Source organism: Mesorhizobium sp. M6A.T.Ce.TU.016.01.1.1, from assembly GCF_003997065.1.
GTDB classification, from domain to species: domain Bacteria; phylum Pseudomonadota; class Alphaproteobacteria; order Rhizobiales; family Rhizobiaceae; genus Mesorhizobium; species Mesorhizobium mediterraneum.
Map to the genome: position 1 here is coordinate 585,876 of NZ_RZTJ01000001.1, position 13,446 is coordinate 599,321.

The 13,446-nt window shown below is 63.7% G+C and carries 14 protein-coding genes; 9 read left to right on the forward strand and 5 right to left on the reverse strand.

Annotation, left to right across the window (positions count from 1 at the left end):
• Positions 1-6: 6 nt before the first annotated feature.
• Genes cobS through EOC94_RS02995 form a run of 3 tightly spaced genes read left to right on the forward strand, consistent with a single transcriptional unit; the run spans position 7 to position 3,932 of the window.
• Positions 7-993 carry a cobaltochelatase subunit CobS gene (gene cobS / locus EOC94_RS02985; RefSeq protein ID WP_095485930.1) on the forward strand — a complete coding sequence of 329 codons (987 nt, stop codon included), beginning with the start codon at positions 7-9 and terminating at the stop codon, positions 991-993.
• A gap of 12 nt (positions 994-1,005) precedes the next feature.
• Positions 1,006-2,904, forward strand: a complete 1,899-nt coding sequence (gene cobT / locus EOC94_RS02990) for a cobaltochelatase subunit CobT (RefSeq protein WP_127288526.1) — start codon at positions 1,006-1,008, stop codon at positions 2,902-2,904.
• Positions 2,901-3,932: an esterase-like activity of phytase family protein gene (locus tag EOC94_RS02995; protein WP_127288527.1), complete on the forward strand. Its 1,032-nt coding sequence runs from the start codon at positions 2,901-2,903 to the stop codon at positions 3,930-3,932. Before cobT ends, EOC94_RS02995 begins: the two co-directional genes overlap by 4 nt.
• Positions 3,933-3,973: 41 nt before the next feature.
• On the opposite strand, the gene EOC94_RS03000 is transcribed toward EOC94_RS02995, so the two are convergent.
• The 3 genes from EOC94_RS03000 to rpmB form a co-directional block, all read right to left on the reverse strand.
• Complete coding sequence (locus EOC94_RS03000; protein WP_126104719.1) at positions 3,974-4,675, reverse strand: hypothetical protein; 702 nt, start codon at positions 4,673-4,675, stop codon at positions 3,974-3,976.
• Between the two features lie 3 nt (positions 4,676-4,678).
• Positions 4,679-5,359 (reverse strand): queuosine precursor transporter, encoded by a 681-nt coding sequence (locus tag EOC94_RS03005; protein ID WP_095485934.1) that lies wholly within the window; start codon positions 5,357-5,359, stop codon positions 4,679-4,681.
• An 81-nt stretch (positions 5,360-5,440) separates the two neighbouring features.
• The gene (gene rpmB, locus EOC94_RS03010) at positions 5,441-5,737 is read right to left on the reverse strand and encodes a 50S ribosomal protein L28 (RefSeq protein WP_006328411.1); all 297 of its coding nucleotides are present in this window, start codon (positions 5,735-5,737) and stop codon (positions 5,441-5,443) included.
• 254 nt (positions 5,738-5,991) lie between these two features.
• On the opposite strand from rpmB, the gene EOC94_RS03015 reads away from it, so the two are divergent.
• Genes EOC94_RS03015 through EOC94_RS03025 form a run of 3 tightly spaced genes read left to right on the forward strand, consistent with a single transcriptional unit; the run spans position 5,992 to position 8,364 of the window.
• A complete protein-coding gene (locus EOC94_RS03015; protein ID WP_126104720.1) occupies positions 5,992-6,780 on the forward strand; it encodes a DUF3108 domain-containing protein in 789 nt (262 codons plus the stop codon).
• A 28-nt stretch (positions 6,781-6,808) separates the two neighbouring features.
• Positions 6,809-7,696 (forward strand): EamA family transporter, encoded by an 888-nt coding sequence (locus EOC94_RS03020; protein WP_126104721.1) that lies wholly within the window; start codon positions 6,809-6,811, stop codon positions 7,694-7,696.
• Positions 7,696-8,364: a lysoplasmalogenase family protein gene (locus EOC94_RS03025; RefSeq protein WP_126107332.1), complete on the forward strand. Its 669-nt coding sequence runs from the start codon at positions 7,696-7,698 to the stop codon at positions 8,362-8,364. The genes EOC94_RS03020 and EOC94_RS03025 overlap by 1 nt, the downstream gene beginning before the upstream one ends.
• On the opposite strand, the gene EOC94_RS03030 is transcribed toward EOC94_RS03025, so the two are convergent.
• On the reverse strand, positions 8,339-8,779 hold the full coding sequence (locus EOC94_RS03030; RefSeq protein WP_126104722.1) for a cupin domain-containing protein: 441 nt from the start codon (positions 8,777-8,779) through the stop codon (positions 8,339-8,341). The two genes, EOC94_RS03025 and EOC94_RS03030, sit on opposite strands and share 26 nt — an antisense overlap.
• A 23-nt stretch (positions 8,780-8,802) precedes the next feature.
• On the reverse strand, positions 8,803-9,570 hold the full coding sequence (gene gloB / locus EOC94_RS03035) for a hydroxyacylglutathione hydrolase (protein WP_095485941.1): 768 nt from the start codon (positions 9,568-9,570) through the stop codon (positions 8,803-8,805).
• Between the two features lie 97 nt (positions 9,571-9,667).
• On the opposite strand from gloB, the gene EOC94_RS03040 reads away from it, so the two are divergent.
• The 3 genes from EOC94_RS03040 to EOC94_RS03050 all read left to right on the forward strand — a co-directional run bounded on the left by EOC94_RS03040 (position 9,668) and on the right by EOC94_RS03050 (position 13,404).
• Positions 9,668-10,444, forward strand: coding sequence for a methyltransferase domain-containing protein (locus tag EOC94_RS03040; protein WP_127288528.1), 777 nt, complete (start codon positions 9,668-9,670; stop codon positions 10,442-10,444).
• A gap of 120 nt (positions 10,445-10,564) precedes the next feature.
• Positions 10,565-12,391, forward strand: a complete 1,827-nt coding sequence (locus EOC94_RS03045; protein ID WP_127288529.1) for an ABC transporter ATP-binding protein/permease — start codon at positions 10,565-10,567, stop codon at positions 12,389-12,391.
• Positions 12,392-12,591: 200 nt separating this feature from the next.
• Entirely contained in the window at positions 12,592-13,404 is an 813-nt protein-coding gene (locus EOC94_RS03050; protein WP_281032960.1) for a DUF1194 domain-containing protein, read from the forward strand.
• Positions 13,405-13,446 lie beyond the last annotated feature (42 nt).

Sequence of the window (13,446 nt, forward strand, 5' to 3'; positions counted from 1 at the left end):
ATAGTGATGAACAAGGTCGATCGCGACATCGCCAACCTGCCCGACACCACGGTGTCGGTGAAGGAGAAATTTGGCTTCGAGTCCAAGATGGTGGTGCCGGCCTACTCAGTGACGAGCGAGCATGTGCCCGACATCGATCCGGACTATCTGTTCGACAAGAACACGACGATGGCGATCCTCGCCGGCTTCGCCTACAACCGCCGCGTCATGGTGTCGGGCTATCACGGCACCGGCAAATCGACGCATATCGAGCAGGTCGCCGCCCGTCTCAACTGGCCGTGCGTGCGCGTCAATCTCGACAGCCATGTCAGCCGTATCGATCTCGTCGGCAAGGATGCGATCGTCGTCAAGGACGGGCTGCAGATCACCGAGTTCCGCGACGGCATCCTGCCCTGGGCCTACCAGCACAATGTCGCGCTGTGCTTCGACGAATACGATGCCGGCCGTCCGGACGTGATGTTCGTCATCCAGCGCGTGCTGGAATCGTCCGGCCGGCTGACGCTGCTCGACCAGAGCCGGGTTATCCGCCCGCATCCGGCGTTCCGGCTGTTTTCCACCGCCAACACGGTCGGGCTGGGCGATACCACCGGCCTTTATCACGGCACCCAGCAGATCAACCAGGCGCAGATGGACCGTTGGTCGATCGTCACCACGCTGAACTATCTGCCGCACGACAATGAGGTGAACATCGTGCTGGCCAAGGCCAAGCACTACCGCGACGGCAAGGGCAAGGAGATCGTCAACAAGATGGTGCGCGTCGCCGACATGACGCGTTCGGCCTTCATCAACGGCGATCTTTCGACTGTCATGAGCCCGCGCACGGTCATCACCTGGGCCGAGAATGCCGAGATATTCGGTGATATCGGCATGGCGTTCCGGCTGACCTTCCTCAACAAGTGCGACGAGCTGGAACGCTCGCTCGTGGCCGAGTTCTACCAGCGTGCCTTCGGCGAAGATCTGCCGGAATCGGCGGCCAATGTGGTGCTGGGCTAAACAGAGTTCTCGATGGCGGGTCCGGGCGACAACACGCGCAACAAGTCGAAGACGGGGTCTGAAGCCGACAGCTTCAAGCGTGCCGTCACCGTCTGCATGCGCGCGATTGCCGGCGACAAAGAACTCGAGGTCAGTTTCGCCAAGGACCGGCCGGCGCTCGCCGGCAGCCGCGCCCGTCTGCCTGAACTGCCGAAGAAGGCGTCGAAGGCCGATATCGCCATCACCCGCGGTCTCGGCGATTCCATGGCGCTGAAGCGCGCCTGCCACGACGCGCGCATCCACACCAGGCTGGCGCCGGAAGGCAAGCAGGCCCGCGCCATCTACGATGCGGTCGAGCAGGCCCGCGTCGAGGCGATCGGCTCCCGCGCCATGCAAGGTGTGGCCGACAATATCGGCTCGATGCTCGAGGACAAATACGCCAGAGCCAACCTCATCGACGTCAAGGACAAGGCGGATGCTCCGATCGAGGAGGCGTTGGCCCTGATGGTGCGCGAAAAGCTGACCGGCCGCACTGTCCCGAAGAGCGGCGAGCGGCTGGTCGACCTCTGGCGCCCGTGGGTCGAGGAGAAGGCCAGTGCCGATCTCGACGGGCTGTCGGCAAAGCTCGACGACCAGCAGGCCTTCGCCCGTGTCGTGCGCGAGATGCTGGCTTCCATGGAAATGGCCGAGGAGCTCGGCGACGACCAGGAGACCGAAGACTCCGAGGACAATGACGACAACCAGCCGCAAGGCGAGGAGCAGAGCGAGGAGGGCGGCGAGGACGATTCCGGCTCCGAGCAGTCGCAGTCCGACGACACCGAGGCGTCGTCCGACGACGAGCAATCGGCCGAGACGGAGGCGTCAGATGCCACCGCCGACGACCTGTCCGACGATGACGACGCCGATGCCGAGACGCCCGGCGAGGCGCGCCGCAACGACAATCCCTTCGCCAATCTGTCGAAGGAGATCGACTACAAGGTCTTCACCACCGCCTTCGACGAGACGGTGGGTGCGGAAGACCTGTGCGAGGAAGAGGAGCTGGATCGGCTGCGCGCCTTCCTCGACAAGCAGCTTGCCAACCTGTCGGGTGTTGTCGGCCGGCTGGCCAACCGGCTGCAGCGCCGCCTGATGGCGCAGCAGAACCGGTCCTGGGATTTCGATCTCGAAGAGGGTTATCTCGATCCGGCGCGGCTGGTGCGCGTCGTCATCGATCCGATGCAGCCGCTGTCCTTCAAGCAGGAACGGGACACCAAATTCCGCGACACGGTGGTGACGCTGGTGCTCGACAATTCGGGCTCGATGCGCGGCCGGCCGATCACGGTCGCCGCCACCTGCGCCGACATTCTGGCGCGGACGCTGGAGCGCTGCGGCGTCTCGGTAGAGATCCTCGGCTTCACCACCCGCGCCTGGAAGGGCGGTCAGGCACGCGAGAAATGGCTGAAGGAAGGCAAGCCGCCGAATCCCGGGCGGCTCAACGATTTGCGCCACATCATCTACAAATCCGCCGACCATCCGTGGCGGCGGGCACGCCGCAATCTGGGCCTGATGATGCGCGAGGGCCTGCTTAAGGAAAACATCGACGGCGAGGCGTTGCTGTGGGCGCATAACCGCCTGATCGCCCGGCCGGAGCAGCGCAAGATCCTGATGATGATCTCGGACGGCGCGCCGGTTGACGATTCGACACTGTCGGTCAATCCGGGCAACTATCTCGAACGGCATCTGCGCGCCGTTATCGAACTGATCGAGACGCGCTCACCGGTCGAGCTCTTGGCCATCGGCATCGGCCACGACGTCACCCGCTATTACAGGCGCGCCGTCACCATCGTCGACGCCGAGGAACTGGCCGGCGCCATGACCGAGCAGCTCGCGTCGCTGTTTGGCGAGGAAAGCGCGCGGGACACGCGACGCGGCGGCATGCGGCGTGCCGGATGATTTTTTTGCGGGGCGGCTTTCGGCAGACGCTTTTCGCCGCCACAGCGCTGTTCGTTGCCGGCATCGCCTTGTCGCCTTCCATCGCCGTCGGCCCGGTTTCGGTCGAGCCGATCGAAATCTCGGCACGGCCGATAACCCGGTTTCACATCGGCCGTGACGAAAAGCGGTTCGGTCCGCTCGAATTCGTCGGCGGGCTGGAAATGACTTCGCCGTCACGCGATTTCGGCGCGCTGTCGGCGTTTCGCTTCCTCAAGCCCGGCAGTGATTTCATCGGCGTCGCCGACACCGGTTTCTGGTTCTTCGGCACGGTCACTCATGATGCCGACAAGCGCCCGTCGGGCATCCAGAATTTCCGCATGCAGCAGATGATCGACGCATCAGGCCAGCCGATCGACGAGAAATGGGAGGTCGACGCCGAAGGCCTTGCGGTCAAGGACGGCATTGCCACGGTCGGCTTCGAGCGCAACCACCGTGTCGCCCAGTTCAAATTCGATCCGCACGATATGAAGGCGCCGTTGAAGCAACTGGACTTCCTGATTCCGGCCTGGGAGCTTCGTCGGAATCGCGGCTTTGAGACAGGCACCCATGCCAATCCTCACGGGCAGCACGAGGGCGGGCTGGTCGTGGTGTCGGAAAAGAGCCTCGACAAATCAGGCAATATCTATGCGGCTGTCATCGAAGGGCCGCACAAGGGCGTCTTCACCGTCAAGCGCAACGGTGAATTCGACATCACCGACGGTGCGTTCCTGCCGGACGGCGACCTTCTGCTTTTGGAGCGCAGCTTCTCGATGGCCGGCGGCGTCAAGATGCGGCTGAGGCGCATCTATGGTGAAAGCGTCGAGAAGGGCGCCGTCGCCGACGGGCCGGTGCTGATGGAAGCCGACATGGCCTACCAGATCGACAATATGGAAGGGCTCGACGTCTGGACCCGCGACGATGGCGCGCTGATGGTGTCGCTGATCTCGGACGACAACCACTCGATGCTGCAACGCAACCTCTACCTGGAATTCGTCCTGCACGAGGATTGAGAGGCGGTCGGCGAGGGATGGCCGATAAGCCGAAAAGAAGTCTAAAGCTTCGCGCTGGCTGCCGCAGGCCGGAGTCCGTTGATCGCGACCCAGACGACGTGGCGCGCGCCACGCTTGCCGTTGGCGCGGACCTTGACTTCCTCGACCGCGAAGCCTGCCTGCTTGAGCCTGCGGGTAAAACCGCTGTCGGGTCCCTGCGACCAGACCGCCAGTACGCCGCCGGGCTTGAGCGCTGCTCTCGCGCTGTTCAACCCGGCTAGACTGTAAAGAGCATCGTTGGCCTTGTGGACGATTCCTTCCGGCCCGTTGTCGACGTCGAGCAGAATGGCATCCCAGGCAGAGGCTTCCGATCGCATGAGCTGCCCGACATCCGCTTCGCGAACAATCACACGCGGATCGTCGAGACAGCCGCCGAACACCGAGGCCATCGGGCCGCGCGCCCACGCCACGACGGCGGGCACCAACTCGGCAACAACGATACCGGCATCGGCGCCAAGCTCGGCAAGGGCAGCGCGCAGCGTGAAGCCCATGCCCAGCCCGCCGATCAGGATTTTCGGCTGGCTGCGGCCGGCAATCCTTTGGCAAGTCAGGCTGGCCAGCGCTTCCTCGGAGCCGCTGAGGCGGCTGTTCATCAGCTCGTTCGAGCCAAGCATGATCGAGAACTCGGCGCCGCGCCGTTTCAGGCGAAGCTCCTGGCCGCCGTCAGGCGTTTTTGCAGTGTCGAGCTGGACCCATGGGATCACTGCCTATGCCGCCAGTGCCGGCTGGCTCCAGCGGGCGGCAAGCAGCCGATAGGGGATCAGCGCCACCACGGCGATGATCAGCTTCACGCCGAGGTCGCCGAGCGCCCATGACACCCAGCGCATGGTCTCGACCGGCAGCACGCCCATCAGCGGCGCGGTTTCGAGCGCAAAGCCATCGTTCGGGCCAGCGAAGGCGAAGGCCGCCGAAAAGGCGACGGTGAAGAACACGGCGGTGTCGAACACCGAGCCGACCAGCGTGCCGACGATCGGCGCGCGCCACCAGCTCTGCCGGCGCAGCCGGTTGAATACGGTCACGTCGAGCAATTGCGCGATCAGGAACGCGGCGCCGGAAGCCGCCGCAATGCGCACCAGCCGGTCGGCGGCCGTCTCGAATTCGATCAGACCGTGGTGGAACAGCAAGGGCGGGATGAGGATCGAGCAGATCACCGCCGCCATGAAGCCGACAAAGACGATCCGGCGCGCCACGGCCGGGCCGTAGCGGCGATTGGCAAGGTCGGTGACCAGGAACGAGAAGGGGTAGGTGAAGGCGCCCCAGGTCAGAATGTCGGCCAGCGACAGGCCGCCGATCGCACCTTGCACCGGGAACTGCACGAGGATGTTCGACGCCACGACGACAAGCGCCATGGCCGCAACAAAGGGTAGATATCGGGAGAAGAAACTCATTTTTTTATCCTGGGTAATGGAACCAGCGGGGTGTCATGCCGAGTTCGGACGACACTCCTTGGAAGGCAGCCGCTTGAAAAATTAAGCGGCCGGCTGTTCGGCCAGCTTCTTGGCGATCTGCTTCTTCAGCAGGCGGGCGCGCTGCGACAACTCCTTGGCGTCGGCCTTGGCCAGGAACGCATCAAGGCCGCCGCGATGCTCGACCGAACGCAGCGCGTTGGCGGAAATGCGCAGGCGCACATTCTGGTTCAGCGCTTCCGAGATCAGCGTCACATTGACGAGATTCGGCAGGAAGCGACGCTTGGTCTTATTGTTGGCGTGGCTCACATTGTTGCCGGACATGACTGCCTTGGCAGTGAGTTCGCAGGTGCGGGACATGGTTCTAAACCTTCAGTTCTCGGTCTGGCCAAACCTTTGAGCCCGCGCCGGGTGGCGCGCGGTTTCGGTCAGGCGGCCTTATGGAAAAGTTGGCGTTCCTTAGTTGCATTTCGCCGATGCGTCAAGCTCCGGCTTGCGCATGGTGTGACGGCGCCTTTCACATAAAGGCCGGAATTCAGCCTATAAGCGGTCGCACAGGGACATGCCAGGCCGGAGTTGCCATCTCCGGTCAAAAATCGAGGACCGATCCCGCCATGCTTCGTTCGTCTCATGCTCTCCTTGCCTCGCTTGCCGTGGCGCTGCCGACGGCAACGTCTGCCGCCACGCCGCAATCCTTCAAGGGCGAGTATACGGTGTCGATCCTCGGCCTCTCTGTGGCGAAGGCAACCTTTTCCAGCAGTTACCAAGGCGACACCTATTCGATCGATGGCAGCGTCTCCAGCGCCGGCCTCGCCACAATGTTCGACGACACGCGTGGCACGATCTCATCAAAGGGCAAGATTTTGGGCAAGCGATTGCAGCCGCAGGCGTTCCGCGCCGACTACAAGTCGGGCGAGAAGGCGTCGATGATCGATATCCAGTTCGCCAATGGCACTGTTACCGCGACAAAGGTCGTGCCGGCGCCGAAGAAGCGCAATCCGAAGAATTGGATACCGCTGGGCGCCGGCGATCTCGCGTCGGTGCTCGATCCGATGGCCGCCACCGTGATCCATGCCGATAGTCTCGACGAGGTCTGCGGGCGCACGGTGAAACTCTACGACGGCGAGATGCGCGCCAATCTGACGCTGACCTACGATTCGAAGGGCTCGACCTCGGTGCGCGGCTACAAGGGCGATACCGTCACTTGCAGGATGGGTTTTGAGCCGGTGGCGGGTTATCGCAAGAACCGCAAGGCATTGAATTACTTGAAGAAGCGCAGCCGCATCATGGTGACGTTTGCGCCGCTTGGCCAAACCGGCGTATATGCGCCGATCCACGCCACGGTCACGACGAAAATCGGCACTCTCACCGTCAGCGCGGAGCGGTTCGAAGCAACAGAATAGGCGCGATCGCGCGCCGCCGGAGACGGACATGGGGCGCGCAACACTGATCGGCTTCTCGGCGGTCGCCATGTGGGCGCTGCTGGCGCTGCTTACGGACGCTTCCGGCGCGGTGCCGCCGTTCCTGCTCTCGGCGATCACCTTCACGATCGGCACCGGCGTCGGGCTCGTCGCGCGGCTGTTCATGCCGGCCGCCGACAGGAGCGAGAAGATACCGCGCCGAGTGTGGATGATCGGCATTGCCGGCCTGTTCGGCTATCATTTCTTCTACTTCACCGCGCTGCGCAACGCGCCGGCGGTGGAGGCGAGCCTCATCGCCTATCTATGGCCGCTGCTGATTGTGCTCGGGTCGGCGCTGATGCCGGGCGAGCGGCTGGCCTGGAACCATGTCGTCGGCGCGCTGCTCGGCCTTGCCGGCACTTTCCTGATCGTCACCAAGGGCGGCGGGCTTGCCTTCGACGCACATTATGCCTTCGGCTATGCGATGGCCGGCATCTGCGCCGTGCTGTGGTCGTCCTATTCGCTGTTGTCGCGGCGCTTCCCGTCGGTGCCTACAAGCATCGTCACCTGGTTCTGTGCGGCTACGGCCGCGCTTTCGCTTATCTGCCATCTCATGCTGGAAGAGACGGTGCTGCCCGTCGGCGCCGGCCAGTGGCTGGCCGTGCTCGGCCTCGGGCTGATGCCGGTGGGCGCGGCCTTCTACGCCTGGGATATCGGCGTCAAGCGCGGCAACATCCAGGTGCTGGGCGCGGCGAGCTATGCCGCGCCGCTGCTGTCGACGCTGGTGCTGATATCAGCCGGTTTCGCCGAGCCGTCCTTGCGCATCCTCGCTGCCTGCGTGCTGATCACCGGCGGGGCAGCCCTTGCGGCGAAATCGCTGTTCTTACGCAAGCAGACAACGAGCGAGGCCGGGGCGTGATGCCGTTTCCCGGCGGCATCGACGCCAACGCCAATGCGACGCTGCTGTTTTCGCTGGTGGCGGCCGTGATCTACGCCTTCACCATCGACATGTCACCAACGCTGGCGCGCTCGGCGGCAAAGACGCTGGCCGTGGCGATGCTTGCCGTGCTGGCATCGCTGCAGGGCGGTCCCTGGCTGCTCGTCGCGGCGCTGGCGCTCAGCGCCACCGGCGATGCATTCCTGTCGCGCGACGCTGAAAAGGCTTTTCTCGGCGGGTTGGCCAGTTTTCTCGTTGCGCATGGGCTTTACATCGCGCTGTTCCTGCGTTCCGGCGGTGGGATCGGCCTGCTCTCGGCCGAGCCGTGGCGTGCGGCGATTGCCGTGGCAATGATCGTCTTCGCGCTCGCCATGCTTTTTGCGCTCTGGCGCCGCGTCGGTCCCGCCTTGCGCCTTCCCGTCAGCGTCTATATCGCGGCAATCCTTGCTATGGGGATTTCAGCACTCACCCTGAGCAATGTCTGGGTTATCGGCGGCGCCGTGCTGTTCATGGCGTCCGACGGGCTGCTCGCCTCGGAAAAGTTCCTGCTGTCCGCCATCTCGCCGCACCGCGCCTGGATGCGCTACGCGGTCTGGGCGCTATATTACGCCGCCCAACTGGGGATCACGATGGGTTTCCTGCTGGGTTAGGACTCCAGCCTGGTGCGGCCAGCTCGAAGGCCGCGAAATCGAAGCCCGGCGCCACGGTGCAGCCGACCAGCGTCCATTCGCCCAGGCTATGTGCCGACTGCCACCAGCCTGCCGGCACGACGATCTGCGGCCGCTCGCCCGCCGCCAGTGCCGTGCCGAGCACCTGCTCGACCACCGGGCCGTCTTCCTCATGCATCGACAGCGCCAGCGGGGCGCCGGCATAGAAGTGCCAGACCTCGGCCGCATCCTTGACGCGGTGCCAGGCCGACAGTTGCTCTTGCTCCAGCAGGAAATAAATCGCGGTCGAATGGCCGCGCGCACCCTCCACGCCATCGCGGAAGGTCTCGGCATACCAGCCGCCTTCCGGATGCGGTTTCAGGCCGAGCGTTGCGATGATTTCGGCGGAGGTGGTCACGGTTTCCAGACCATCAATGGCGCTCAGAAATTATCCTTGCGCTTGCGTATCTCGGCGAACACTTCGACGTCGGATGCTTTCTCCATGCCGAGATGCTTGCGGATTGCCGGATCATGCCAGCGCAGGAACGGATTGGTCGACAGTTCCTCGCCGATCGTGGTTGGCAGCGTCGGCTTGCCATCGGCGCGCAGCGCCTCGATTTTCGCGGCGCGTTCCTTCAGTGCCGAATTGGTCGGGTCGACGGTCAGCGCGAAGCGGGCGTTGGAAAGCGTGTATTCATGGCCGCAATAGACGACCGTCTCGGCCGGAAGTGCCGCGAGCTTCTTCAACGAATCGTACATCACCGGCGGCTTGCATTCGAACAGTCGGCCGCAGCCGAGCGCGAACAGCGTGTCGGCGGTGAACGCCACTTTCGACGCCGGCAGATGATAGGAGACATGGCCCGCCGTGTGGCCGGGCGTGGCGATCACGTCGATCCTCTCCTCGCCGAGGTGGATGACCGAGCCTTGCTCCACGGTTTCGTCGATGCCGGGGATCTTGGCCTTTTCCGCCTCCGGCCCGACGATGCGCAGCTTGAAGCGTTCCTTCAGCGCCAGATTGGCTTCGACATGGTCGACATGGTGATGGGTGGTCAGGATCATCGTCGGCGTCCAGCCGGTACGCTCGATCGCAGCCAGGATCGGCGCCTCCTCCGGCGCGTCGATAATCGCGGTCTGGCCGCTTTTGGGGTCGTGCACCAGCACACCGAAATTATCGCTGCGGCACATGAACTGTTCGATTTCAACCGGCATGGCGTCTCTCCTTTTTCGTCGCAGACATAGGGCGCTTGCCCGCGGATGTCATCCGCCTTTGTTGAACTTGGACAGCTTCGAAGATACCGTCCCGCGCATGCATTCCGATATCGTCGACCTCCGCTCCTTCTATTCGACCACGCTCGGGCAATTGGCCGAACGCTCGATCACCATGGCGTTGTCTTCGATATGGGCTGTAGTGCCCAATGAGCGGCTGGTCGGTCTTGGCTACACCTTGCCGTGGCTGGAGCGGTTCGGCACCGACGCGGAGCGCGTCTTTGCCTTCATGCCGGCGACGCAAGGCGCGGTGGTCTGGCCGACCACGGGGCCGACCGCGACCGCGCTGGTCTTCGATGAGGAATTGCCGCTGGTCGATGCCTCCATCGACCGGATGCTGCTTGTCCATTCACTCGAACATGCCGAGAACCCGCGCGAGACGCTGAACGAAATCTGGCGGGTGCTGTCGCCCGCCGGCCGCGTCGTTATCGTCGTGCCAAACCGGCGCGGTGTCTGGGCCCGTTTCGAGCATACGCCGTTCGGCAGCGGCAGGCCTTTCTCGCGCGGCCAACTCACCGAATTGCTGCGCGAAGCAAACTTCACGCCCGCCGCCTGGTCCGATGCCCTGTTCTTCCCGCCATCGCGGCGACGCTTCATGATGCAGCTCCACAACGTGCTGGAGCGCGCCGGCCGCAGGCTCTGGCCGATCTTTTCCGGCGTCATCGTGGTCGAGGCGCAGAAGCGGCTCTATCAGGGCGTGCCGGTCGTCCAGCGCGCCTCTCGCCGCGTCTTCGTGCCGGTTTTCTCCCCACATGGCGCCACAAGGCTCGGCCGGATATCGCGGGCCGGGAACGGATCATTGCCGGTCCGTCGATGACGTTTTCGTGATCGGAATCGCGCTTTTTCTCGCCTATCTGTCGAGGACGGGTTCGCTACCCGATTGAGTCGACTTGTTCACCGGTTTCAGCACCGCTTTTCGAATCCAAGGACTTCACCAATGGCTGATCATCCGGATTTCGAGGCCAAAGCCAGGCCGATTGCCGCGTCGATCGAGGCCAGCAGCCTGCGCGACCAACTGGCGACGATCAAGCTGGCGCTGGGTACCTCGCCGATCCGCAAACAACTGCTCTGGGCCAGCATCGGCATAGTCGCCGTCATTGTGGCAACCTCGATCGGGCAGGTCCTGCTCAATCGCTGGAACGAGCCCTTCTACGACGCGCTGGCGCGGCGCGACATGCAGGGTTTTCTGCACCAGCTTATGATCTTTGCCGCCATTGCCGGCGGGCTTGTGGTACTCAATGTCGGCCAGACCTGGCTCGACCAGATGATCCGGCTGAAGCTGCGCGAGGCGTTGACCCTCGACCTGATCGGCGAATGGATGCGGCCGGCGCGCGCCTTCCGGCTTGCCAACGCCGGCGCCATTGGGGTCAACCCCGACCAGCGGCTGCAGCAGGATGCCGGGCATCTCTCCGATCTTTCTACCGGTCTCGGCATAGGGCTATTGCAGTCATTCATTCTGCTTGTTTCCTTCGTCGGCGTCTTATGGTCGCTGTCTTCGGGCTTCGTTTTCCATATCGGCGGCTATTCGCTGGCCATTCCGGGCTACATGGTGTGGGCCGCGATCCTCTATGCCGGCACCGCCTCCTGGCTGAGCTGGCTGGTCGGACGGCCGCTCATCCGCTTCAACAGCGACCGCTATACGCGTGAAGCGGAGCTGCGCTCCTCGGTGGTCCGCGTCAACGAGAATGTCGATGCCATAGCGCTTGCGCACGGCGAGGCCGACGCGAGACGACGGCTGGAGTTCGACCTCGGCACGGTGCTGGGCGCGATGCGGCGCATCTATAGCGCCCAGATCAATCTTTCCTGGGTGACCGACACCTATGGCTGGATCACTGTCGTCGCGCCGATCCTCGTCGCCTCGCCGGTCTATTTCGCCGGCGATATCAGCTTCGGCGGGCTGATGATGGCTGTCGGCGCCTTCAACCAGGTGCATTCCTCGTTGCGCTGGTTCATCAACAATATCGGCGGTATCGCCGATTGGCGCGCCACGCTGATGCGCGTCGCCGATTTCCGCATCGCGCTTGTTGAAACGGATGTGCTGCACGACGCCGAAGAGCGCATCACGATCGGCGAAAACCCGAATGGCAGGCTGACATTCGAGAACCTCGAGATTGCGTCGCGGGATGGATGTACGAAGCTCGCCGAGGCCCATGTCGAAATCCGCGCCGGCGAGCGCGTCATGATCACCGGAGATCCGCGCGCCGGCAAGACGCTGTTCTTTCGCGCCATTGCCGGTCTGTGGCCGTGGGGAAGCGGGCGGATCGGCATGCCGGCCGGAGAAGTGCCCGCCTTCGTTCCCCGCAAGCCCTATTTCCCGCTCGGCACACTGCGCGAGGTGCTCGACCACGCCAATGCCGGGGTAAGCGATGCCGAGATATCGGCGGTGCTTGCCGAGGTCGGTCTCGAGCGTCTGTCGTCCTCGCTCGACCGCTCCGCGCGCTGGGAGCGTGAATTGAGCGATGACGAGCAGCGCCTGCTTGCCTTTGCCCGGCTGGTCCTGCGGCAGCCGAAATGGGTGATCATCGACGAGGCTTTGGACACGTTCGACGGCGCGACGCTGAGGCGGGTGCTGTCGATGCTGGAGGCGCGCCTTGCCGACGCCGCGATCCTCAATATCGGCCGTGGCCAGCATAACAGTGAATTCTTTCCGCGCTCATTGGCGATCATGAAAGACGTCGGCCGACCAGCTCTCAAGCCAGTCCGTGTCAGGGCCGGCGCGATCGAGCCACCCCCGGCCGTCGCCGCGGCCTACCAAGAGACATAGCCGGCTATGCGCAGCCAAGCTTTATTTCGCCGTGATCGCAGCGAAAGATTGCCGGTATCGTTCGGAAGTCTGCGGCGTTGAACCCACGCTTGACGCGCTTAAAGCGCGTCCCGTTGAAGAGATTCATGCGACACGCTTTAAGTCTTTGTTTCTACGCATGTCGTTACCCCAGAACCGCTGCGCACTTTTGGGCGGCATGCATTAGCCTGCTTGCCTGCCTTGCCTGCGCTCAGGCAGCACCACTGGCCGCGCCTGCCGATACCATTGCCGTGGACGTCGAACTGGTGCTGGCGGTCGACATTTCGCACTCGATGGACGAAAGGGAATTCGCTCTGCAGCGCGCCGGCTATGTCGAGGCGCTGCGCCACCCCGATTTCATCAAGGCGGTCCGCTCGGGTGTGAAGGGTCGCATCGCGCTCGCCTATTTCGAATGGGCAGGCACCGTCCGCGACGATGCGCTCATTGCCTGGCAGGTCATCGACAATGCCGAGAGCGCCAACGCTTTCGCCGACAAGATCGAGGCCCGCCCGTTCAGGAGTTTTCGCGGCACCTCGATTTCCGGCGCGCTTGCCTTCGGCGCGAAGCTTCTCGGTGGAACCGCTTTCGACGCGACACGCAGGGTCATCGACATCTCAGGCGATGGCCCCAACAACATCGGCATGCCCGTCACCACGACACGCGACGCCGCGGTGGCAAACGGCATCGTCATCAACGGCCTGCCGATCCTGATCAACCCGTCGCCCAGCTTCAGCCATCTCGACCAATACTATGCCGAGTGCGTTACCGGCGGGCCTGGCTCTTTCGTGCTGCCGGTCTATGCCGCTTCCGAATTCGTGACCGCCATACGCCGCAAGTTGGTCCTAGAGGTCAGCGGTGTTGCCGACCCTTGGGCCGATCCCAAGGCCGATCACGGGACGATCCGGATCGACGCGGCGACACCGGTCGACTGTTTGCAAGGCGAGCGCGGCCGGCGGCTTTTCTCCGATCCGTATTTTCCAGAACTTAACCGATGAGCCTCTGGTTGGCTCTGGAGCAATTCCAGGAGAAGTGCGGAG

Coding starts and splice junctions, on each gene's coding strand:
- cobS (WP_095485930.1), top strand. CDS start 7: ATGAACAAGGTCGATCGCGACATCGCCAACCTGCCCGACACCACGGTG.
- cobT (WP_127288526.1), top strand. CDS start 1,006: ATGGCGGGTCCGGGCGACAACACGCGCAACAAGTCGAAGACGGGGTCT.
- EOC94_RS02995 (WP_127288527.1), top strand. CDS start 2,901: ATGATTTTTTTGCGGGGCGGCTTTCGGCAGACGCTTTTCGCCGCCACA.
- EOC94_RS03005 (WP_095485934.1), bottom strand. CDS start 5,359: ATGAGTTTCTTCTCCCGATATCTACCCTTTGTTGCGGCCATGGCGCTT.
- rpmB (WP_006328411.1), bottom strand. CDS start 5,737: ATGTCCCGCACCTGCGAACTCACTGCCAAGGCAGTCATGTCCGGCAAC.
- EOC94_RS03015 (WP_126104720.1), top strand. CDS start 5,992: ATGCTTCGTTCGTCTCATGCTCTCCTTGCCTCGCTTGCCGTGGCGCTG.
- EOC94_RS03020 (WP_126104721.1), top strand. CDS start 6,809: ATGGGGCGCGCAACACTGATCGGCTTCTCGGCGGTCGCCATGTGGGCG.
- EOC94_RS03025 (WP_126107332.1), top strand. CDS start 7,696: ATGCCGTTTCCCGGCGGCATCGACGCCAACGCCAATGCGACGCTGCTG.
- gloB (WP_095485941.1), bottom strand. CDS start 9,570: ATGCCGGTTGAAATCGAACAGTTCATGTGCCGCAGCGATAATTTCGGT.
- EOC94_RS03040 (WP_127288528.1), top strand. CDS start 9,668: ATGCATTCCGATATCGTCGACCTCCGCTCCTTCTATTCGACCACGCTC.
- EOC94_RS03045 (WP_127288529.1), top strand. CDS start 10,565: ATGGCTGATCATCCGGATTTCGAGGCCAAAGCCAGGCCGATTGCCGCG.